Source organism: Pseudomonas sp. B16(2017) (assembly GCF_002113205.1).
Taxonomy (GTDB): Bacteria; Pseudomonadota; Gammaproteobacteria; order Pseudomonadales; family Pseudomonadaceae; genus Aquipseudomonas; species Aquipseudomonas pharyngis.
On record NZ_NEKA01000001.1, the window covers coordinates 71,187 to 89,615 of the forward strand.

Annotated in this window: 22 protein-coding genes; 14 read left to right on the forward strand and 8 right to left on the reverse strand. The window is 62.2% G+C overall.

The window, feature by feature from the left end; all coding sequences use genetic code 11:
- Positions 1 to 47 precede the first annotated feature (47 nt).
- The 10 genes from CAG25_RS00340 to CAG25_RS00385 all read left to right on the forward strand — a co-directional run bounded on the left by CAG25_RS00340 (position 48) and on the right by CAG25_RS00385 (position 7,033).
- Positions 48 to 734 carry a YggS family pyridoxal phosphate-dependent enzyme gene (locus CAG25_RS00340; protein WP_085611976.1) on the forward strand — a complete coding sequence of 229 codons (687 nt, stop codon included), beginning with the start codon at positions 48 to 50 and terminating at the stop codon, positions 732 to 734.
- Positions 735 to 757: 23 nt separating this feature from the next.
- A complete protein-coding gene (gene proC, locus CAG25_RS00345) occupies positions 758 to 1,576 on the forward strand; it encodes a pyrroline-5-carboxylate reductase (RefSeq protein ID WP_064600085.1) in 819 nt (272 codons plus the stop codon).
- 10 nt (positions 1,577 to 1,586) lie between these two features.
- Positions 1,587 to 2,177: a YggT family protein gene (locus CAG25_RS00350; protein ID WP_011336374.1), complete on the forward strand. Its 591-nt coding sequence runs from the start codon at positions 1,587 to 1,589 to the stop codon at positions 2,175 to 2,177.
- Entirely contained in the window at positions 2,174 to 2,461 is a 288-nt protein-coding gene (locus tag CAG25_RS00355) for a DUF167 domain-containing protein (RefSeq protein ID WP_085611977.1), read from the forward strand. The genes CAG25_RS00350 and CAG25_RS00355 overlap by 4 nt, the downstream gene beginning before the upstream one ends.
- A 190-nt stretch (positions 2,462 to 2,651) precedes the next feature.
- Entirely contained in the window at positions 2,652 to 3,791 is a 1,140-nt protein-coding gene (locus CAG25_RS00360; protein ID WP_039767930.1) for a homoserine O-acetyltransferase, read from the forward strand.
- Between the two features lie 7 nt (positions 3,792 to 3,798).
- The gene (gene metW / locus CAG25_RS00365) at positions 3,799 to 4,419 is read left to right on the forward strand and encodes a methionine biosynthesis protein MetW (RefSeq protein ID WP_011336377.1); all 621 of its coding nucleotides are present in this window, start codon (positions 3,799 to 3,801) and stop codon (positions 4,417 to 4,419) included.
- A gap of 26 nt (positions 4,420 to 4,445) precedes the next feature.
- Positions 4,446 to 4,880 (forward strand): DUF4426 domain-containing protein, encoded by a 435-nt coding sequence (locus CAG25_RS00370; RefSeq protein WP_011336378.1) that lies wholly within the window; start codon positions 4,446 to 4,448, stop codon positions 4,878 to 4,880.
- Entirely contained in the window at positions 4,877 to 5,473 is a 597-nt protein-coding gene (gene rdgB, locus CAG25_RS00375) for an RdgB/HAM1 family non-canonical purine NTP pyrophosphatase (RefSeq protein ID WP_085611978.1), read from the forward strand. Before CAG25_RS00370 ends, rdgB begins: the two co-directional genes overlap by 4 nt.
- Positions 5,470 to 6,675, forward strand: coding sequence for a radical SAM family heme chaperone HemW (gene hemW / locus CAG25_RS00380; protein ID WP_085611979.1), 1,206 nt, complete (start codon positions 5,470 to 5,472; stop codon positions 6,673 to 6,675). Before rdgB ends, hemW begins: the two co-directional genes overlap by 4 nt.
- 34 nt (positions 6,676 to 6,709) lie before the next feature.
- Positions 6,710 to 7,033 (forward strand): DUF3392 domain-containing protein, encoded by a 324-nt coding sequence (locus tag CAG25_RS00385; protein ID WP_074690154.1) that lies wholly within the window; start codon positions 6,710 to 6,712, stop codon positions 7,031 to 7,033.
- Positions 7,034 to 7,165: 132 nt separating this feature from the next.
- Here the strand turns inward: CAG25_RS00385 and trmB are convergent, their stop codons facing one another.
- The 4 genes from trmB to CAG25_RS00405 all read right to left on the reverse strand — a co-directional run bounded on the left by trmB (position 7,166) and on the right by CAG25_RS00405 (position 9,561).
- Entirely contained in the window at positions 7,166 to 7,891 is a 726-nt protein-coding gene (gene trmB, locus CAG25_RS00390) for a tRNA (guanosine(46)-N7)-methyltransferase TrmB (protein WP_064380092.1), read from the reverse strand.
- Between the two features lie 9 nt (positions 7,892 to 7,900).
- Positions 7,901 to 8,695, reverse strand: coding sequence for a thiazole synthase (locus CAG25_RS00395; protein WP_007953385.1), 795 nt, complete (start codon positions 8,693 to 8,695; stop codon positions 7,901 to 7,903).
- 212 nt (positions 8,696 to 8,907) lie between these two features.
- Entirely contained in the window at positions 8,908 to 9,108 is a 201-nt protein-coding gene (gene thiS, locus CAG25_RS00400; RefSeq protein WP_007953386.1) for a sulfur carrier protein ThiS, read from the reverse strand.
- A gap of 72 nt (positions 9,109 to 9,180) precedes the next feature.
- Positions 9,181 to 9,561: a DUF423 domain-containing protein gene (locus tag CAG25_RS00405; protein WP_064600093.1), complete on the reverse strand. Its 381-nt coding sequence runs from the start codon at positions 9,559 to 9,561 to the stop codon at positions 9,181 to 9,183.
- A gap of 74 nt (positions 9,562 to 9,635) precedes the next feature.
- Here CAG25_RS00405 and mtgA point away from each other — a divergent pair, with 74 nt between their 5' ends.
- Positions 9,636 to 10,358 carry a monofunctional biosynthetic peptidoglycan transglycosylase gene (mtgA, locus tag CAG25_RS00410; RefSeq protein WP_085611980.1) on the forward strand — a complete coding sequence of 241 codons (723 nt, stop codon included), beginning with the start codon at positions 9,636 to 9,638 and terminating at the stop codon, positions 10,356 to 10,358.
- A gap of 70 nt (positions 10,359 to 10,428) precedes the next feature.
- Here the strand turns inward: mtgA and rpoH are convergent, their stop codons facing one another.
- From rpoH to ftsY, 4 genes are all read right to left on the reverse strand, one after another.
- On the reverse strand, positions 10,429 to 11,283 hold the full coding sequence (gene rpoH / locus CAG25_RS00415; RefSeq protein WP_007953393.1) for an RNA polymerase sigma factor RpoH: 855 nt from the start codon (positions 11,281 to 11,283) through the stop codon (positions 10,429 to 10,431).
- A gap of 115 nt (positions 11,284 to 11,398) precedes the next feature.
- On the reverse strand, positions 11,399 to 12,424 hold the full coding sequence (ftsX, locus tag CAG25_RS00420; RefSeq protein WP_085611981.1) for a permease-like cell division protein FtsX: 1,026 nt from the start codon (positions 12,422 to 12,424) through the stop codon (positions 11,399 to 11,401).
- The gene (gene ftsE, locus CAG25_RS00425) at positions 12,421 to 13,092 is read right to left on the reverse strand and encodes a cell division ATP-binding protein FtsE (protein WP_007953396.1); all 672 of its coding nucleotides are present in this window, start codon (positions 13,090 to 13,092) and stop codon (positions 12,421 to 12,423) included. Before ftsE ends, ftsX begins: the two co-directional genes overlap by 4 nt.
- Positions 13,089 to 14,585 carry a signal recognition particle-docking protein FtsY gene (gene ftsY / locus CAG25_RS00430; protein WP_085611982.1) on the reverse strand — a complete coding sequence of 499 codons (1,497 nt, stop codon included), beginning with the start codon at positions 14,583 to 14,585 and terminating at the stop codon, positions 13,089 to 13,091. Before ftsY ends, ftsE begins: the two co-directional genes overlap by 4 nt.
- A gap of 345 nt (positions 14,586 to 14,930) precedes the next feature.
- Between ftsY and CAG25_RS00440 the strand changes: the two genes are divergently transcribed.
- The 3 genes from CAG25_RS00440 to rsmD are packed head-to-tail and all read left to right on the forward strand — an operon-like array spanning position 14,931 to position 18,371.
- Complete coding sequence (locus CAG25_RS00440) at positions 14,931 to 16,286, forward strand: pitrilysin family protein (RefSeq protein WP_064600101.1); 1,356 nt, start codon at positions 14,931 to 14,933, stop codon at positions 16,284 to 16,286.
- A complete protein-coding gene (locus CAG25_RS00445) occupies positions 16,279 to 17,766 on the forward strand; it encodes a pitrilysin family protein (protein ID WP_085611984.1) in 1,488 nt (495 codons plus the stop codon). The genes CAG25_RS00440 and CAG25_RS00445 overlap by 8 nt, the downstream gene beginning before the upstream one ends.
- Complete coding sequence (gene rsmD, locus CAG25_RS00450) at positions 17,766 to 18,371, forward strand: 16S rRNA (guanine(966)-N(2))-methyltransferase RsmD (RefSeq protein ID WP_085611985.1); 606 nt, start codon at positions 17,766 to 17,768, stop codon at positions 18,369 to 18,371. Before CAG25_RS00445 ends, rsmD begins: the two co-directional genes overlap by 1 nt.
- Positions 18,372 to 18,429: the final 58 nt, after the last annotated feature.

The following is an 18,429-nucleotide window of genomic DNA, read 5'->3' on the forward strand; positions in this document are numbered from 1 at the left end:
TTTTAACGCCGCATGATCGAGTGCAGGCACTTTTCAGGCAGGATTTGATGTCCACGATAGCAGACAACATCCAACTGGTTAGTTCGCGTATTCAAGCAGCCGTCAAAGCGGCCGGACGCGATGAAAACAGCGTCCAGCTGCTCGCCGTGAGCAAGACCAAACCGGCACAAGCCCTGCGCGAAGCGTACGCCGCCGGCCTGCGCGACTTCGGCGAGAACTACCTGCAAGAGGCCTTGGGCAAGCAGCTCGAACTGGCCGACCTGCCCTTGATCTGGCACTTCATCGGCCCCATTCAGTCGAACAAGACCCGCTCGATCGCCGAGCATTTCGCCTGGGTGCACTCCGTGGATCGTCTGAAAATCGCCCAACGCCTGTCCGAGCAACGCCCGGCGGATCTGCCGCCACTGAACATCTGCATTCAGGTCAACGTCAGCGGTGAAGCCAGCAAGTCCGGCTGCACCCCGCAAGACCTGCCGGCCCTGGCCCAGGCCATCAGCGCCCTGCCGCGCCTGAAACTGCGCGGGTTGATGGCGATTCCCGAGCCGACCGAAGATCGCGCCGAGCAAGACGCTGCATTCGCTGCCGTTCAGAAATTGCAGGCCGGCCTCGATCTGCCGCTCGACACACTTTCCATGGGCATGAGCCACGACCTCGAGTCGGCCATTGCCCAGGGCGCGACCTGGGTCCGTATCGGTACGGCCCTGTTCGGCGCCCGCGACTATTCCCAATCTTGACCATTTCCAGATAAGGACCTGACATGAGCAACACACGTATTGCCTTTATCGGTGCCGGCAACATGGCCGCCAGCCTGATCGGCGGCCTGCGGGCCAAGGGTCTGGAAGCTGCACACATTCGCGCCAGCGATCCGGGCGAAGAAACCCGCGCCAAAGTCAGCGCCGAACACGGCATCGAAACCTTCGCCGACAACGCCCAGGCCATCGACGGCGCTGACGTTGTCGTGCTGGCGGTCAAGCCACAGGCCATGAAAGCCGTGTGCGAAGCGATTCGCCCGAGCCTGAAACCGAATCAACTGGTGGTCTCGATCGCCGCCGGCATCACCTGCGCCAGCATGACCGCATGGCTCGGCGAGCAACCGATCGTGCGCTGCATGCCGAACACCCCGGCGCTGCTGCGTCAGGGCGTGAGCGGCTTGTACGCCACCGGCGCCGTGAGCGCCGAACAACGCCAACAGGCTGAAGAACTGCTGTCCGCCGTGGGCATCGCCCTGTGGCTGAACGAAGAGCAGCAACTGGACGCGGTCACCGCCGTCTCCGGTTCCGGCCCGGCGTACTTCTTCCTGCTGATCGAAGCCATGACCGCCGCCGGCGTCAAACTCGGCCTGCCGAAGGAAACCGCCGAGCAACTGACCCTGCAGACCGCTCTGGGCGCCGCGCATATGGCGGTGTCCAGTGACGTCGACGCTGCCGAACTGCGCCGCCGCGTGACCTCGCCGGCCGGCACCACGGAAGCTGCAATCAAATCGTTCCAGGCCGGCGGCTTCGAAGCCCTGGTGGAAAAAGCACTCGGCGCCGCCGCGCACCGCTCGGCCGAAATGGCCGAACAACTGGGCAAATAAGGAGCCTCACATGATTGGATTGAACACCGCAGCGGTCTACGTGCTGCAAACCCTCGGCAGCCTGTACCTGCTGATCGTGCTGCTGCGCTTCGTCCTGCAACTGGTGCGGGCGAACTTCTACAACCCGCTGTGCCAGTTCGTGGTCAAGGCCACCCAGCCGCTGCTCAAGCCACTGCGCCGGATCATTCCGAGCCTGTTCGGCCTCGACATGTCGTCGCTGGTACTGGCGATCCTCGTGCAACTGGCGCTGATGGCGCTGACCCTGCTGCTGACCTACGGCACCACCGGCAACCCGCTGCAACTGCTGATCTGGTCGCTGATCGGCGTGACGGCGCTGTTCCTGAAGATTTTCTTCTGGGCCATGATCATCAGCATCATCCTGTCCTGGGTCGCACCGGGCAGCCACAATCCGGGCGCCGAGCTGGTGAACCAGATCTGTGAGCCGGCCCTGGCGCCGTTCCGCCGCATCCTGCCGAACCTCGGCGGTCTGGACCTGTCGCCGATCTTCGCCTTCCTCGTGCTGAAGCTGATCGACATGCTGGTGATCAACAACCTCGCGGCGATGACGATGATGCCGGAAATCCTGCGCCTGCTGATGTGAGCTGGTTTCGCTGGGACGGTGACGACCTGATTCTGGAGTGTCACCTGCAACCGGCCGCCCGCAGCGATGATTTCTGCGGGCTGCACGGTGATCGCCTGAAAATCCGCCTGACCGCCCCGCCGGTCGAGGGCAAGGCCAATGCGTACCTGATGGGGTTTCTGGCCAAGGCTTTTGGGGTTTCCAAGAGTCAGGTCAGTTTGCTCAGCGGCGAGCTGAACCGGCAGAAGCGAGTGCGCATCAGCGCACCGAAAAAGCTGCCGGACTTGCCCGGACTAGTGCGCTGATCGTTCCCACGCTCCGCGTGGGAATGCATCCCGGGACCGCTCCGCGTCCCCCGCCGAAGCGGACGCGGAGCGTCCAATGAGGCATTCCCGCGCAGAGCGTGGGAACGAGCGCAAATCAGGCCTGATCGTTGCTTGCCGCTAACCCCACCGGTCTTTAGACTTACGCCTCATTTCAACGAGAGCAGGGTCGATGCCAGCTGCCTTTCCCCCCGATTCTGTTGGTCTGGTGACGCCGCAAACGGCGCACTTCAGCGAACCGCTGGCCCTGGCCTGCGGCCGTTCGCTGGCCGATTATGACCTGATCTACGAAACCTACGGCACGCTGAACGCGCAAGCGAGCAACGCCGTGCTGATCTGCCATGCCTTGTCCGGCCACCACCACGCTGCGGGTTATCACAGCGTCGACGACCGCAAGCCCGGTTGGTGGGACAGCTGCATCGGTCCCGGCAAACCCATCGACACCAACAAATTCTTCGTGGTCAGCCTGAACAACCTCGGCGGTTGCAACGGCTCCACCGGCCCGAGCAGCCTCAACCCGGAAACCGGCAAGCCGTTCGGCGCCGACTTTCCGGTGCTGACCGTGGAAGACTGGGTGCACAGCCAGGCACGTCTGGCCGACCTGCTCGGCATCGGCCAATGGGCCGCGGTGATCGGTGGCAGCCTCGGCGGCATGCAGGCGCTGCAATGGACCATCACTTACCCGGATCGCGTGCGCCACTGCCTGGCCATCGCCTCGGCCCCCAAGCTGTCGGCGCAGAACATCGCCTTCAACGAAGTGGCGCGCCAGGCGATCCTCACCGACCCGGAATTCCACGGCGGCTCGTTCCAGGAACACGGCGTGATCCCCAAGCGCGGCCTTATGCTGGCGCGGATGGTCGGACACATCACGTATCTGTCCGACGACTCCATGGGCGAGAAATTCGGCCGTGGCCTGAAGAGCGAAAAGCTCAACTACGACTTCCACAGCGTCGAGTTCCAGGTCGAAAGCTACCTGCGCTATCAGGGCGAAGAGTTCTCCGGGCGCTTCGATGCCAACACCTATCTGTTGATGACCAAGGCGCTGGACTACTTCGATCCGGCAGCGAACTTCAACGATAACCTGGCGAAAACCTTCGAAGGTGCAAAAGCCAGGTTCTGCGTGATGTCGTTCACCACTGACTGGCGCTTCTCCCCGGCCCGTTCGCGGGAACTGGTGGACGCGCTGATGGCCGCGCGCAAGGACGTCAGTTACCTGGAAATCGACGCACCCCAGGGCCACGACGCCTTCCTGATTCCGATCCCGCGTTATTTGCAGGCGTTCGGCAATTACATGAACCGCATTACGTTGTGAGAAAGCCATGAGAGCTGATCTGGAAATCATCCAGGAATGGATCCCCGCCGGCAGCCGCGTGCTCGACCTCGGCTGCGGTGACGGCGAGTTGCTGACCTGGCTGCGCGACCACAAGCAGGTCACCGGCTATGGCCTGGAAAACGACCCGGACAACATCGCCGAGTGCGTGGCCAAGGGCATCAACGTCATCGAGCAGGACTTGGACAAAGGCCTGGGCAACTTCGCCAGCAACAGCTTCGATATCGTGGTGATGACCCAGGCCCTGCAAGCCGTGCATTACCCGGACAAGATCCTCGACGAAATGCTGCGTGTCGGCCGCCAGTGCATCATCACCTTCCCCAACTTCGGTCACTGGCGCTGCCGCTGGTACCTGGCGAGCAAGGGTCGGATGCCGGTGTCGGAATTTCTGCCGTACACCTGGTACAACACGCCGAACATCCACTTCTGCACCTTCGAAGACTTTGAAGAACTTTGCCGCGAACGTGAGGCGAAGGTCATTGATCGGCTTGCCGTGGATCAACAGCACCGCCACGGGTGGGCCAGTAAGCTATGGCCTAATCTGTTAGGTGAGATCGGTATCTACCGCGTCAGCAGCCCGGGGCTTGCGGATCACAGAATCGCGGTCTGAACCACGACATTGCGAGGAGAACGAACATGGGACGCTTGATTACCGCGCTATTGGCCGCCTGCCTGAGCCTGTCGGCCGTGGCCGCCGATGCCATCAAGGGCGAACGCAAGGAAGTGTTCGGTGATGTCACCGTGCATTACAACACCTTCAACTCGACCTTCCTGACGCCGGACATCGCCAAGGCTGCCGAGCTGATCCGCAGCAAGAACCAGGGTGTGATCAATGTCTCGGTAATCAAGGACGGCAAACCGCTGATCGCCCAGGTCACCGGCACCGTCAAGGACCTGACCAGCCAGAGCGTGCCGCTGACCTTCCGCCAGATCACCGAACAGGGCGCGATCTATTACATCGCCCAGTACCCGGTGGAACAGCAGGAAACCCGCACTTTTGAAATCAAGGTGCAGACCGGCGACAAGATCAACACCCTCAATTTCAACCAAGAGCTTTTCCCTGGCCAATGATCAATCTCAAGCAACTCGTACTGGCCAGCCATAACGCCGGCAAACTCAAGGAACTCCAGGCCATGCTCGGCGACTCGGTGCAACTGCGCTCGATCGGCGAATTCAGCAGCGTGGAGCCGGAAGAAACCGGTCTGTCGTTCGTCGAGAACGCGATCCTCAAGGCCCGCAATGCTGCGCGCATTTCCGGGCTGCCGGCGCTGGCCGACGATTCGGGCCTGGCGGTGGATTTCCTCGGCGGCGCGCCGGGCATCTATTCGGCGCGCTACGCCGAAGGCAAGGGCGATGCGGCGAACAACGCCAAACTGCTCGACGCCTTGAAGGACGTGCCTGAAGCCGAGCGTGGCGCGCAGTTCGTTTGCGTGCTGGCGCTGGTGCGTCATGCCGATGATCCGCTGCCGATCCTCTGTGAAGGTCTGTGGCACGGGCGCATCCTGACCGCTGCCAGCGGCGAGCACGGTTTCGGCTACGACCCACTGTTCTGGGTGCCGGAGCGTAATGTGTCCAGCGCCGAGCTGAGCCCGAGCGACAAGAACCAGATCAGCCACCGCGCCCGTGCAATGGATCTGCTGCGCCAGCGTCTGGGCTTGAAATGACCGATAGCTCCTCCGCGTCGTCGCTGATTATCGGCGGCGCCGCCTCCTCGCCTCGGGCGCCGCTGCCGACACTGCCGCCCCTGGCGCTGTACATCCACATCCCGTGGTGTGTGCGCAAATGCCCCTATTGCGACTTCAACTCCCACACCGCCAGCCCGGTGCTGCCGGAGCAGGAATACGTCGACGCGATGCTCGCCGACCTCGATCAGGATCTGCACGCGGTGTATGGCCGTGAGTTGAGTTCGATCTTCTTTGGCGGCGGCACGCCGAGCCTGTTCAGCGCCGAAGCCCTGGGCCGTTTGCTGGAAGGCGTGAAACAACGCATTCCGTTTGCCGACGACATCGAAATCACCCTGGAAGCCAACCCCGGAACCTTCGAACAAGAGAAGTTCGTCGCCTACCGCAAGCTGGGGATCAATCGCCTGTCGATCGGCATCCAGAGCTTCCAGCAGGAAAAGCTCAAGGCCCTCGGCCGTATCCACAACGGCGACGAAGCGGTACGCGCAGCTGGCATGGCGCGCCAAGCCGGGTTCGATAACTTCAACCTCGACTTGATGCACGGCTTGCCGGACCAGTCGCTGGACGATGCCCTGAGCGATCTGCGCCAGGCTATCGAGCTGAAGCCGACCCACATTTCCTGGTATCAGTTGACGCTGGAGCCGAACACCGTGTTCTGGAACCAGCCGCCAGTGCTGCCGGAAGACGACACGCTGTGGGACATTCAAGAGGCCGGACAGGCACTGCTGGCCGAGCACGGTTACGCGCAGTACGAAGTTTCGGCGTATGCCCAACCGGGTCGCCCGGCGCGGCATAACCTCAATTACTGGAGCTTCGGCGACTTCATCGGCATCGGCGCCGGCGCTCACGGCAAGCTCAGCCATCCGGACGGGCGCATCGTGCGCACCTGGAAGACCCGCCTGCCGAAGGATTACCTCAACCCGGCAAAAAGCTTCCAGGCCGGCGAGAAAGCCCTGACCAACGACGAGATGCCGTTCGAATTCCTGATGAACGCCCTGCGCCTGACCGCCGGCGTCGAATCGCGCCTGTACCCGGAGCGCACCGGCCTGCCGCTGGAGAGCCTCGACGAACACCGGCGCGAGGCCGAACAAAGCGGTCTGTTGCAGGTCGAACCGTCACGTCTGGCGGCCACCGAGCGCGGACAACTGTTCCTCAACGACTTGCTGCAGAAATTTCTGAGCTGAGCCCAACGCCCAACGGCAGCCCTAAGGAAAAAACATGGATTTGATTCTCGACCTGCTCGCCACCGTGTCCCGCTGGAGCCGCAGCAACCTCTCGGAAATCGCTCTGGCCCTGGTGGGCTGTCTGCTGGTGCTGTTCGGCGCTGACTTCAAGGGCTGGGTCGAGCAACGCCTGGGCAGCATCGCCGGCGCCCTGCGCGTGCCGCTGATGGCCCTGCTGTGTCTGATCGGCAGCGGCGCGGCGCTGATCTACGCCACACCCTGGGTGGTGAAGGGCTTGAGCCAGTTCAACAACTACAGCCTGGCGCCGGTGTTGTTGGTGGTGCTGGTGTTGATTGGCGTAGTGGCCGACCGCCGCTGATTTTCAGTACACACAGAACGCAAATGTGGGAGCGGGCTTGCTCGCGAAAGCGGTAGATCATTCGATATTGATATCGACTGAAATGACGCCTTCGCGAGCAAGCCCGCTCCCACATTTATTGTTGCGTGATATTCAGGACTGCTTTTCGAACTTCAGATCCCACACGCCATGCCCAAGACGTTCGCCGCGGCGTTCGAACTTGGTGATCGGCCGTTCGGCCGGGCGGGGTACGCACTTGCCGTCTTCGGCGAGGTTGCGATAGCCCGGGGCGACGTTCATCACTTCCAGCATGTATTCGGCGTACGGCTCCCAGTCGGTGGCCATGTGCAGAATGCCGCCAACCTTCAACTTGCTGCGCACCAGTTCAGCGAAGGACGCCTGAACGATGCGGCGCTTGTGGTGACGGCTCTTGTGCCACGGATCCGGGAAGAACAGCATCAGGCGATCGAGACTGTTGTCGGCGATGCAGCGGTTGAGCACTTCGATCGCGTCGCAGTCGTAGACCCGCAGGTTGGTCAGGCCCTGAGTCAGCACGCCGTTGAGCAGTGCGCCGACACCCGGACGGTGAACCTCGACACCGATGAAATCCTGCTCCGGCGCAGCGGCGGCCATCTCCAGCAGCGAGTGGCCCATGCCGAAACCGATCTCCAGCGAACGCGGCGCGGAACGGCCGAACACCTGGTCGAAATCCACCGGCGCATCGGCCAGCGGCAGGACGAACTTCGGCGCGCCCTGATCCAGTCCGCGCTGCTGGCCTTCGGTCATGCGCCCGGCGCGCATCACAAAACTCTTGATGCGGCGGTGTTGGCGCTCGTCGCCTTCTTCCGTCTGGATTGGCGTGTCGTTCGATTCAGTCATCAATAGCTCTTACTTGATCAGACCATCCAGCGGCGAAGAGGCGCTGGCATAGAGTTTTTTCGGCATGCGGCCGGCGAGGTAGGCCAGGCGGCCCGCGACGATCGCGTGTTTCATGGCTTCGGCCATCATGATCGGCTGCTGGGCGTGGGCGATGGCCGAGTTCATCAGCACGGCGTCACAGCCCAGTTCCATGGAGATGGTGGCGTCGGAAGCGGTGCCGACACCGGCATCCACCAGCACCGGGATTTTGGCTTCTTCGAGGATGATCTGCAGGTTGTACGGGTTGCAGATCCCCAGGCCCGAACCGATCAGACCGGCCAGCGGCATCACCGCGATGCAGCCGATTTCCGCCAGTTGCCGGGCGATGATCGGGTCATCACTGGTGTAGACCATCACGTCGAAGCCTTCCTTGACCAGCACTTCGGCGGCCTTGAGGGTTTCGATCACGTTGGGAAACAGGGTTTTCTGGTCGGCCAGCACTTCCAGCTTCACCAGGTTGTGGCCATCGAGCAGCTCACGGGCCAGGCGGCAGGTGCGCACGGCCTCGACCGCGTCGTAGCAACCGGCGGTGTTCGGCAGGAAGGTGTAGCGATCCGGCGACAGCACTTCGAGCAGGTTCGGCTCGCCTTCGATCTGGCCCAGGTTGGTGCGGCGCACGGCGAAGGTGACGATCTCGGCACCCGAGGCTTCGATGGCCAGGCGGGTTTCTTCCATGTCACGGTACTTGCCGGTACCGACCAGCAAACGCGACTGGTAAGTACGACCGGCCAGAACGAAAGGCTTGTCGCTACGAACGATGCTCATGGGGAATCCTCTGTTGGGGTGAGGGTCTTGCAGAATGCCTTAAATAGCCAAACGCTGTGAAAACGTCGCGAGCGAAGGAAAGACAAGGCAAAAACAGGCGAGGAAGCGGAGTTTACGGGTTGTAAATGAGCATTCCGAGCCTGTTTTTAACGCAGTATTTCTTGCGTGCGCCGAAGGCGCCCAGCACGCAGCAGTTTTCACAGTGTTTGGGATCAGCCGCCGCCGATGGCGTGCACCACTTCGACGTTGTCGCCGTCGTTCAAAGTGGTGTCGGCATGCTGGCTGCGCGGGACGATATCCAGATTGAGTTCGACCGCCACCCGGCGTCCGGTCAGGTCCAGACGGGTCAGCAGGGCCGCAACGGTTTCACCGTCGGGCAGTTCAAAGGATTCACCGTTCAACTGAATGCGCATGCGCAACGCCGCCATCACTTTTTAGGGGGTGGCATTCTAGCCCGATCATGACCTAAAGGTCAGCACCAAGCGTCAAGCGGTTGGATACAGGCGCCAGGCGGCCAGCCCCAGGCACAGCCAGCCAATCAGGAATGCCAGACCGCCGAACGGGGTGATGATGCCGAGCTTGCCGATGCCGAGGGTGGTCAGCAGGTACAGGCTGCCGGAGAACAACAGGATGCCGACGCTGAACGATATGCCGGCCCAGGCGACCAGCCGCCCCTGTAGCTGCGTGGCCAGCAGTGCCACGCCAAACAGCGCCAGTGCATGCACCAGTTGATAGGTAACGCCGGTGTGGAAGATCGCCAGGTATTCGGGTGTCAGGCGGTTTTTCAAGCCATGGGCGGCGAATGCGCCGAGGCCGACACCGGTGAAACCAAAGAAGGCAGCCAGCATCAGAAAGCTACGCAGCATGTAGAACTCCAGTCAGACTCGATCGGCAGGGTCTGTATAATGGCCCGCTCAACCGGTTCGGCCAAGCCATCTCTATGCTGCGTTTATTTCTCCGTCGTTTCACGAAGGCCCTGCTCTGGTTCGCGGGCGGCAGCGTATTGCTGGTGTTGGTGTTTCGCTTTGTGCCGCCACCGTTCACGGCGCTGATGGTCGAGCGCAAGATCGAATCCTGGGTCGACGGCGAGCCGATCGATCTGCAACGCACCTGGAAGCCGTGGGACGAGATTTCCGATGACCTGAAGGTCGCGGTGATTGCCGGCGAAGACCAGAAATTCCCCGAGCACTGGGGGTTTGACCTGAGTGCGATCAAGGCCGCACTGGCCCACAACGAGCTCGGCGGTTCGATCCGTGGTGCCAGCACCTTGAGCCAGCAAGTGTCGAAGAACCTGTTCTTGTGGTCCGGCCGCAGCTATCTGCGCAAGGGCCTGGAGGCGTGGTTCACCGCGCTGATCGAAGTGTTCTGGCCCAAGCAGCGGATTCTCGAGGTGTACCTGAACAGCGTCGAGTGGGATGACGGCGTGTTTGGTGCCGAAGCGGCGGCAAGGCATCACTTTGGCGTAGGCGCCAGGTCGCTGTCCCGGCAGCAGGCGAGTTATCTGGCGGCTGTGCTGCCGAATCCCCGGGTCTGGAGCGCCAGTCATCCGACCGCTTATGTGTCGCGCCGAGCCGGCTGGATTCGCCAACAAATGAGCCAGCTGGGCGGCGACAGCTACCTGCTGACGCTCAATGATTCGCGCCGCGCGCCCTGGGCCCAATGACTTTCCGACAGGCAAACAAAAACGCCCCGATCATCACTGATCGGGGCGTTTTTTATTGCCGGACTACCGGTTATGCGGCAATCGACAACTTGAGCTTGTTCATCGCGCTCTTCTCGAGCTGACGGATCCGCTCGGCCGACACGTTGTACTTCTGCGCCAGGTCGTGCAGCGTGGCTTTCTCTTCTGCCAGCCAGCGCTGGTAGAGGATGTCGCGGCTGCGTTCGTCCAGCACTTCCAGCGCTTCGTGCAGGTTGTGATTGGAGTTGTCGCTCCAGTCGGCATCTTCCAGTTGACGCGCCGGGTCGTACCGGTGGTCTTCCAGGTAGTTGGCCGGCGACTGGAAAGCGCTGTCGTCGTCTGCTTCCGCAGCCGGGTCGAAGGCCATGTCATGGCCGGTCAGGCGACTTTCCATCTCACGCACTTCACGCGGCTCGACGCCGAGGCTTTCCGCCACACGGTGGACTTCCTCGTTGTTCAGCCAGGCCAGACGTTTCTTCTGGCTGCGCAGGTTGAAGAACAGCTTGCGCTGGGCCTTGGTGGTCGCGACTTTCACGATCCGCCAGTTGCGCAGGATGAACTCGTGAATCTCGGCCTTGATCCAGTGCACCGCGAAGGACACCAGACGCACGCCCATTTCCGGGTTGAAACGCTTCACGGCCTTCATAAGGCCGACGTTACCTTCCTGGATCAGGTCAGCCTGAGCCAGACCGTAGCCGGAATAGCTACGGGCGATGTGTACGACAAACCGCAGGTGGGCGAGCACCATCTGCCGAGCCGCCCCCAGATCCTGCTCATAGTAGAGACTCTCGGCCAGTTCACGCTCCTGCTCCGGCGTCAGCAATGGAATGCTGTTGACGGTGTGCACGTAGGCTTCCAGGTTTGCGCCTGGAACCAATGCATACGCAGGTTGCAAAGAATTGGACATACGGAAAAACCTCCGACTTACATACTCATGCTTTTCAGCATTGCGAAAAATTGACCGGAAACTCAAATGAAAGTTTCCTTAACCACTGAAAGGTCAATCACGCGCAAAAAAGATTCTACTTCGGCGCCAGCTCCCTGAGATGACGTGCGACTGCAATCCATGCACCGATATAACCCAACAGCACCGCGCCAAGCAAGAGCGACAGACCGTCGGCAACTGGCACGCCGGCCAGTGCGAAATCGCTGCCGTACAAGCCGGCCAGCCCGACCACCGCATCGTTCAGCCAGTTCAGGCCGAACGCCAATACACCCCAGGACAGCAGTCCCGCACCGAAGCCATACAACGCGCCCATATAAAGGAACGGACGACGCACATAGCTGTCGGTGCCGCCGACGAGTTTAATCACTTCTATCTCGGTGCGGCGGTTTTCAATATGAAGACGAATGGTATTGCCTATCACCAAAAGTAATGCGGAAACCAGCAACACCGTCAGACCGAAGACGAAACGATCGCCGAGCTTGAGGATGGCGGCCAGACGCTCGACCCAGACTAGATCAAGTTGCGCCTGTTGTACCTTGGGCAGCTCGGAAAGTTTTTGTCTTAATGCTTCCAGGGTCGACTTGTCGACCTCGTTCGGCGTCACCAGCACCACACCCGGCAAAGGGTTTTCCGGAAGTTCGCGCAGGGCTTCGCCCAGGCCCGACTGCTGCTGGAACTCTTCCAGTGCCTGGTCGCGACCGACATATTCAGCATCAGCTACGCCCGGCATGCCCTTGATCTGGTCGCGCAATGCTTCGCCCTGCGCCGGAGTCGCCTCGAGCTCCAGGTACAGCGAAATCTGCGCCGCACGCTGCCACGAACCGCCCAAGCGCTCGACATTGCTCAGCAACAGCGAAAGACCCATCGGCAGGCTCAGCGCAACTGCCATCACCATGCAGGTGAAGAAACTGCCGATCGGCTGCTTGCCGAGACGACGCAGGCTGTCGATCCAACTGGCGCGATGGCTTTCGATCCAGGCACGGAACAACGTGGCGAAGTCCGGGCCGTCGTCATCGTCGTGCTTTTTCTTCTTTGGCGGTTGCGGATCGGCGGCCTTCGGGGCCACGCGCTCGGAAACCTTCGGACTACGTGTTGCACTCATACGCCGGCCTCCCCGTCGCCGATCAATCGGCCGCGTTGCAGGGTCAGCATGCGATGGCGCATGCGCGCGATCAGCGCCAGGTCATGACTGGCGATCAGCACGCTGGTGCCCAGACGGTTGATGTCTTCGAACACGCCCATGATCTCCGCCGCCAGACGCGGGTCGAGGTTACCGGTCGGTTCGTCCGCCAGCAGCAAAGCCGGACGGTGAACGATGGCGCGGGCAATGCCAACGCGCTGCTGCTGACCGGTGGACAGGTCACCCGGATACAGCTCGGCCTTGTCCGACAGCGCCACGCGCTCCAGCGCCGAATCGACGCGCTTGGCGATCTCGACCTTGGACAGCCCGAGAATCTGCAACGGCAGCGCGACGTTATTGAACACCGTGCGATCGAACAACAGTTGATGGTTCTGGAACACCACACCGATCTGCCGACGCAGGAACGGAATCTGCGCGTTGCTGATGGTGCTCAGGTCTTGCCCGGCCAGCAGCAGCTTGCCGCTGGTCGGACGTTCCATCGCCAGCAACAGGCGCAACAATGTGGATTTACCGGCACCGGAGTGGCCGGTGACAAACAGGAACTCGCCGCGACGGACTCGAAAGCTCAGCTCATGCAAGCCGACGTGACCGTTCGGGTAGCGCTTACCGACCTGTTCGAAACGAATCATGAACGCTCCCGCTCGGCAAACAGTGCCTGGACAAAGGGTTCGGCTTCAAAGGTACGCAGATCGTCGATGCCTTCACCGACGCCGATGTAGCGGATCGGCAGGCCGAACTGCTTGGCCAGGGCGAAAATCACCCCGCCCTTGGCGGTGCCGTCGAGCTTGGTCAGCGCCAGGCCGGTCAGTTCGACGGTCTGGTTGAATTGCTTGGCCTGGTTGATGGCGTTCTGGCCGGTGCCGGCGTCGAGCACCAGCAGCACTTCGTGCGGCGCATCGGCGTCGAGCTTGCCGATCACCCGGCGAACCTTCTTCAGTTCTTCCATCAGGTTGTCTTTGGTGTGCAGACGACCGGCGGTGTCGGCGATCAGCACATCGATGCCACGAGCCTTGGCGGCCTGCACGGCGTCGAAGATCACCGAAGCCGAGTCCGCGCCCGTGTGCTGGGCGATCACCGGGATCTTGTTGCGCTCACCCCAGACCTGCAACTGCTCGACAGCGGCGGCGCGGAAGGTGTCACCGGCGGCCAACATGACTTTCTTGCCTTCCAGTTGCAGTTTCTTCGCCAGTTTGCCGATGGTGGTGGTCTTGCCGGCGCCGTTGACGCCGACCACCAGAATCACGAACGGCTTGTTCTGGGAAGCGATCTTCAGCGGCTGCTCGACCGGTTTGAGCATTGCAGCCAGCTCGGCCTGCAGGGATTTGTACAGGGCGTCGGAATCCGCCAGCTCTTTACGTGCGACCTTCTGGGTCAGGCGCTGGATGATCACCGAAGTCGCCTCGACGCCGACGTCGGCAGTCAGCAGGCGGGTTTCGAGATCGTCGAGCAGATCGTCATCGATGGCTTTCTTGCCGAGGAACAGGCTGGCCATGCCTTCGCCGATACTGGCGCTGGTCTTGGACAGGCCCTGCTTGAGACGGGCGAAGAAGCCGGCCTTGGTTTCTTCGGTACGCGGGGCCTCGACCGGGGCTTCGACCTGGGTTTCCACAGGAACGACTGGCACTGCTGCTACCGGTGCAGGTGCAGGTGCAGGTGCAGGCTCGGGCGCTTCGACAATCGGGGCAACCGGGGCAGCAACCACGGGCTCTGGAATGACAGGAGCGGCTTCCACCACCGGCGCCTGAACAGGCTCTGGCATGAACGCAGCCGGCGCGGGAATCGTTGGCGTAACGTGCGGAGCGGCCTCTTCGACCAGCGCCACCGGCTCTTCCGCCACTGGCAAGGTCAGCCACGGCTCGCTGGCCGGGGTCAGCGGCAGTTCGGCGGCAGCCGGCGTTTCAGGCTCGGCCTCGGCCACCGGTTGCAGCACCGGCTCGGCGATCGGCAGCACGACCGGTGCCGGCGCTTCTTCTATTACGGGAGCAGGCGCAAGGGCCTGCTCAGGAATGGCAGTCGGCTGTTCGACGACGGGTTCCTGCGGTTTCTTGCGCAGCCATCCGAACAGGCCTTTCTTCTCGCCAGCCGCAGCTGGGGTCTTCTTGTCGTCGTTGGAACCAAACATGGAGGACGGCTATCTCACGGTAGCGACGCGCCACAGGGGCGCCCCGGCAAATAAATATTCGATGCAGAACAGACTGTGTTTCACCCAGCTTGTTCACGCGCAACATTTTGTCGAGGCGCCAAAAGCACCTCAAAGGTCATTAAATACGAAGGACTGGAACGGCATCGTCGGCGAAAACGCAGAGTTTAGCTGAGAAACTCAAAGCTTCTGCCGGTAACCCGTACAACCTATAGACCGATCAGTGGCCTGATAGGCGTGGCCGCCAGTAAAACGGATCAGTATCCTAGCACCCTCTCGCCCGCCGACGCTAAGACCAAGCGGGCAGCCCAACAGGTTTAAAAACGAATGAATGCTCTAGCCCGCCGCGCCGCAGGCCTGCTGCTCAGCACAGTCTGCCTGCCCCTTTCGGCCCTGGCGGCCGACCCGCAACCGACCCACGAATTCACCCTCGACAACGGCTTGAAGGTCGTCGTGCGCGAAGACCATCGCGCGCCGGTGGTGGTGTCGCAGGTCTGGTACAAGGTCGGTTCCAGCTACGAAACCCCGGGCCAGACCGGTCTGTCCCACGCCCTCGAGCACATGATGTTCAAGGGCAGCGAAAAAGTCGGCCCCGGCGAAGCCTCGCTGATCCTGCGCGACCTTGGCGCCGAAGAGAATGCGTTCACCAGCGACGACTTCACCGCTTATTACCAGGTCCTGGCCCGCGACCGTCTGGGCGTGGCCTTCGAACTGGAAGCCGACCGCATGGCCAACCTGCGCCTGCCGGCCGACGAGTTCGCCAAGGAAATCGAAGTCATCAAGGAAGAGCGCCGCCTGCGCACCGACGACAAGCCGATGGCCAAGGCCTTCGAGCGCTACAAGGCCATGGCCTACCCGGCCAGCGGTTATCACACGCCGACCATCGGCTGGATGGCTGACCTTGAGCGGATGAAGGTCGAAGAGCTGCGCCACTGGTATCAGTCCTGGTACGTGCCGAACAACGCCACGCTGGTGGTGGTCGGCGACGTGACCCCGGACGAGGTGAAGACCCTCGCCCAGCGCTACTTCGGGCCGATCCCGAAACGCGACGTGCCGCCGGCGAAAAAGCCGCTGGAGCTGGCCGAGCCCGGCGAGCGCCAGATCACCCTGCACGTGCAGACTCAACTGCCGAGCCTGATGCTCGGTTTCAACGTCCCGAGCATCGCCACTGCCGAAGACAAACGCTCGGTCAACGCCTTGCGCCTGATTTCGGCGTTGCTGGACGGCGGCTACAGCGGTCGCATCCCGACCCAACTGGAGCGCGGTGAAGAGCTGGTGTCCGGCGGTTCGTCGAGCTACGACGCCTACACTCGCGGTGACAGCCTGTTCACCCTGTCGGCCACGCCGAACACCCAGAAGAAAAAGACCATGGCCCAGGCTGAGGCCGGTCTGTGGAAACTGCTGGAACAGCTGAAAACCACCGCACCGTCCGCCGAAGAACTGGAGCGCGTACGCGCGCAGGTCATCGCCGGCCTGGTCTTCGAGCGCGATTCGATCACCAGCCAGGCCACCGCCATCGGCCAGCTGGAGACCGTCGGTCTGTCGTGGAAGCTGATGGACACTGAACTGGCCGATCTGGAGAGCGTCACCCCGCAAGACATCCAGAACGCCGCCAAGCTGTATTTCACCCGCGAACGTCTCAGCGTCGCCCACGTCCTGCCCCTGGAGACGACTCATGAGTGAGCGCAAAACCCCACGCCTGCTGCTCGGCCTGATCACCGTGGCCATCATCGGCTCCGCTGCGTTCTACCTTGTGCCAAGCGACAACACCAAGGCCAGCGAAGCGCTGGATAACGCCAAGTCCAGCCAGAAGCTGCAATCGCTGGCCGAGCTAGACGGCAAGGCCCCGGCCAGCCGCAAGCTCGACGTGCAGACCTGGAACACCGCCGAAGGCGCCAAAGTGCTGTTCGTCGAGGCTCGCGAACTGCCGATGTTCGACATGCGCCTGATCTTTTCCGCCGGCAGCAGCCAGGACGGCAACGCGCCGGGCCTGGCCCTGCTGACCAACGCCATGCTCAACGAAGGCGTGGCGGGCAAGGATGTCGGCGCCATCGCTCAGGGTTTCGAAGGCCTGGGCGCGGATTTCGGCAACGGCGCCTACAAGGACATGGCCATCGCGTCGCTGCGCAGTCTGAGTGCCGCCGACAAGCGCGAGCCGGCGCTGAAGCTATTCTCGGAAGTGGTGGGCAAACCGACCTTCCCGGCTGACTCCTTCGCGCGCATCAAGAACCAGATGCTCGCCGGTTTCGAATACCAGAAACAGAACCCCGGCAAACTCGCCAGCCTGGAGCTGATGAAGCGCCTCTACGGCGATCACCCGTACGCCCACGCCAGCGACGGCAATGCGCAAAGCGTGCCGAAGATCACGCTGGCGCAACTGCGTGAGTTCCACGCCAAGGCCTATGCGGCCGGCAACGTGGTGATCGCGCTGGTGGGCGATCTGTCCCGCAGCGAAGCCGAGGCGATTGCCAATCAGGTGTCCGCTGCACTGCCAAAAGGTCCGGCGCTGGCGAAAGTCGAGCAACCGATCGAGCCGAAACCCGGCATCGGCCACATCGAGTTTCCGTCGAAGCAGACCAACCTGATGATCGCGCAACTGGGCATCGACCGTGACGACCCGGATTACGCCGCGCTGTCGATGGGCAACCAGATCCTCGGTGGCGGTGGCTTCGGCACTCGCTTGATGAGCGAAGTGCGCGAGAAGCGCGGCCTGACCTACGGCGTGTATTCGGCATTCAGCCCGATGCAGGCGCGCGGCCCGTTCATGATCAACCTGCAGACCCGCGCGGAAATGAGCGAAGGCACCCTGAAACTGGTGCAGGACGTGCTCGCCGACTACCTCAAGACCGGCCCGACCCAGAAAGAGCTCGATGACGCCAAGCGCGAACTGGCCGGCAGCTTCCCGCTGTCCACCGCGAGCAACGCCGATATCGTCGGCCAGCTCGGTGCCATGGGTTTCTACAACCTGCCGCTGAATTATCTGGACGACTTCATGCGTCAGTCCCAGAGCCTGACGGTCGAGCAGGTTCGCGACGTTCTGAACAAACACTTGAGCACGGATAAACTGGTCATCGTCAGCGCTGGCCCGACCGTGCCGCAAAAGCCGTTACCGGCCCCATCTGATAAACCTGCCGAGCAGCCGCTCGGGGTTCCGGAGCATTAATGGCCAGTCCAAAGAAACCTGTACAAAAACTGCACAACGGTGTGAACCAGTTGCGCATCATCGGCGGCGAATGGCGCAGCCGAAAGCTGAGCTTCCCTGATGCGCCGGGTCTGCGTCCGACGCCGGACCGGGTGCGCGAAACCCTGTTCAACTGGCTCGCGCCCTACGTTGCCGGGGCCAAGGTGCTCGACCCGTTCGCCGGCAGCGGCGCGCTGTTTCTCGAAGCACTGTCCCGTGGCGCGGCCCTGGGTCAGGCGCTGGATGCCAGCCACGTCGCGGTGTCCAGCCTGAAAGAACACCTCGGCACGCTGCGCTGCACCAACGGTCACGTGCAGACCGCCGATGCCCTGCGATATCTGGAAACCCAGACTGCGACCGCGTTCGACCTGGTGTTCCTCGACCCGCCGTTCAACCAGAACCTGCTGCCCGCCGTGTGCACGCTGCTGGAAGAGCGCCAATGGCTGGCCGACGATTCGTGGATCTACACTGAAAGTGAAACCGCGCCATCGACCCTCGGCCTGCCGGGCAACTGGCGCCTGCACCGCGAGCAAAAATCCGGGCGGGTGTACTACGCGTTGTGGCAACGGGGCCTGCCCTCTCTCTGACAATCGTCTGGCGAACGCCGAATTTGGCGCGCGGTAGATAACTACCGCACGCCGCCCG

Coding starts and splice junctions, on each gene's coding strand:
- CAG25_RS00340 (WP_085611976.1), top strand. CDS start 48: ATGTCCACGATAGCAGACAACATCCAACTGGTTAGTTCGCGTATTCAA.
- proC (WP_064600085.1), top strand. CDS start 758: ATGAGCAACACACGTATTGCCTTTATCGGTGCCGGCAACATGGCCGCC.
- CAG25_RS00350 (WP_011336374.1), top strand. CDS start 1,587: ATGATTGGATTGAACACCGCAGCGGTCTACGTGCTGCAAACCCTCGGC.
- CAG25_RS00360 (WP_039767930.1), top strand. CDS start 2,652: ATGCCAGCTGCCTTTCCCCCCGATTCTGTTGGTCTGGTGACGCCGCAA.
- metW (WP_011336377.1), top strand. CDS start 3,799: ATGAGAGCTGATCTGGAAATCATCCAGGAATGGATCCCCGCCGGCAGC.
- CAG25_RS00370 (WP_011336378.1), top strand. CDS start 4,446: ATGGGACGCTTGATTACCGCGCTATTGGCCGCCTGCCTGAGCCTGTCG.
- rdgB (WP_085611978.1), top strand. CDS start 4,877: ATGATCAATCTCAAGCAACTCGTACTGGCCAGCCATAACGCCGGCAAA.
- hemW (WP_085611979.1), top strand. CDS start 5,470: ATGACCGATAGCTCCTCCGCGTCGTCGCTGATTATCGGCGGCGCCGCC.
- CAG25_RS00385 (WP_074690154.1), top strand. CDS start 6,710: ATGGATTTGATTCTCGACCTGCTCGCCACCGTGTCCCGCTGGAGCCGC.
- trmB (WP_064380092.1), bottom strand. CDS start 7,891: ATGACTGAATCGAACGACACGCCAATCCAGACGGAAGAAGGCGACGAG.
- CAG25_RS00395 (WP_007953385.1), bottom strand. CDS start 8,695: ATGAGCATCGTTCGTAGCGACAAGCCTTTCGTTCTGGCCGGTCGTACT.
- thiS (WP_007953386.1), bottom strand. CDS start 9,108: ATGCGCATTCAGTTGAACGGTGAATCCTTTGAACTGCCCGACGGTGAA.
- CAG25_RS00405 (WP_064600093.1), bottom strand. CDS start 9,561: ATGCTGCGTAGCTTTCTGATGCTGGCTGCCTTCTTTGGTTTCACCGGT.
- mtgA (WP_085611980.1), top strand. CDS start 9,636: ATGCTGCGTTTATTTCTCCGTCGTTTCACGAAGGCCCTGCTCTGGTTC.
- rpoH (WP_007953393.1), bottom strand. CDS start 11,283: ATGTCCAATTCTTTGCAACCTGCGTATGCATTGGTTCCAGGCGCAAAC.
- ftsX (WP_085611981.1), bottom strand. CDS start 12,424: ATGAGTGCAACACGTAGTCCGAAGGTTTCCGAGCGCGTGGCCCCGAAG.
- ftsE (WP_007953396.1), bottom strand. CDS start 13,092: ATGATTCGTTTCGAACAGGTCGGTAAGCGCTACCCGAACGGTCACGTC.
- ftsY (WP_085611982.1), bottom strand. CDS start 14,585: ATGTTTGGTTCCAACGACGACAAGAAGACCCCAGCTGCGGCTGGCGAG.
- CAG25_RS00440 (WP_064600101.1), top strand. CDS start 14,931: ATGAATGCTCTAGCCCGCCGCGCCGCAGGCCTGCTGCTCAGCACAGTC.
- CAG25_RS00445 (WP_085611984.1), top strand. CDS start 16,279: ATGAGTGAGCGCAAAACCCCACGCCTGCTGCTCGGCCTGATCACCGTG.
- rsmD (WP_085611985.1), top strand. CDS start 17,766: ATGGCCAGTCCAAAGAAACCTGTACAAAAACTGCACAACGGTGTGAAC.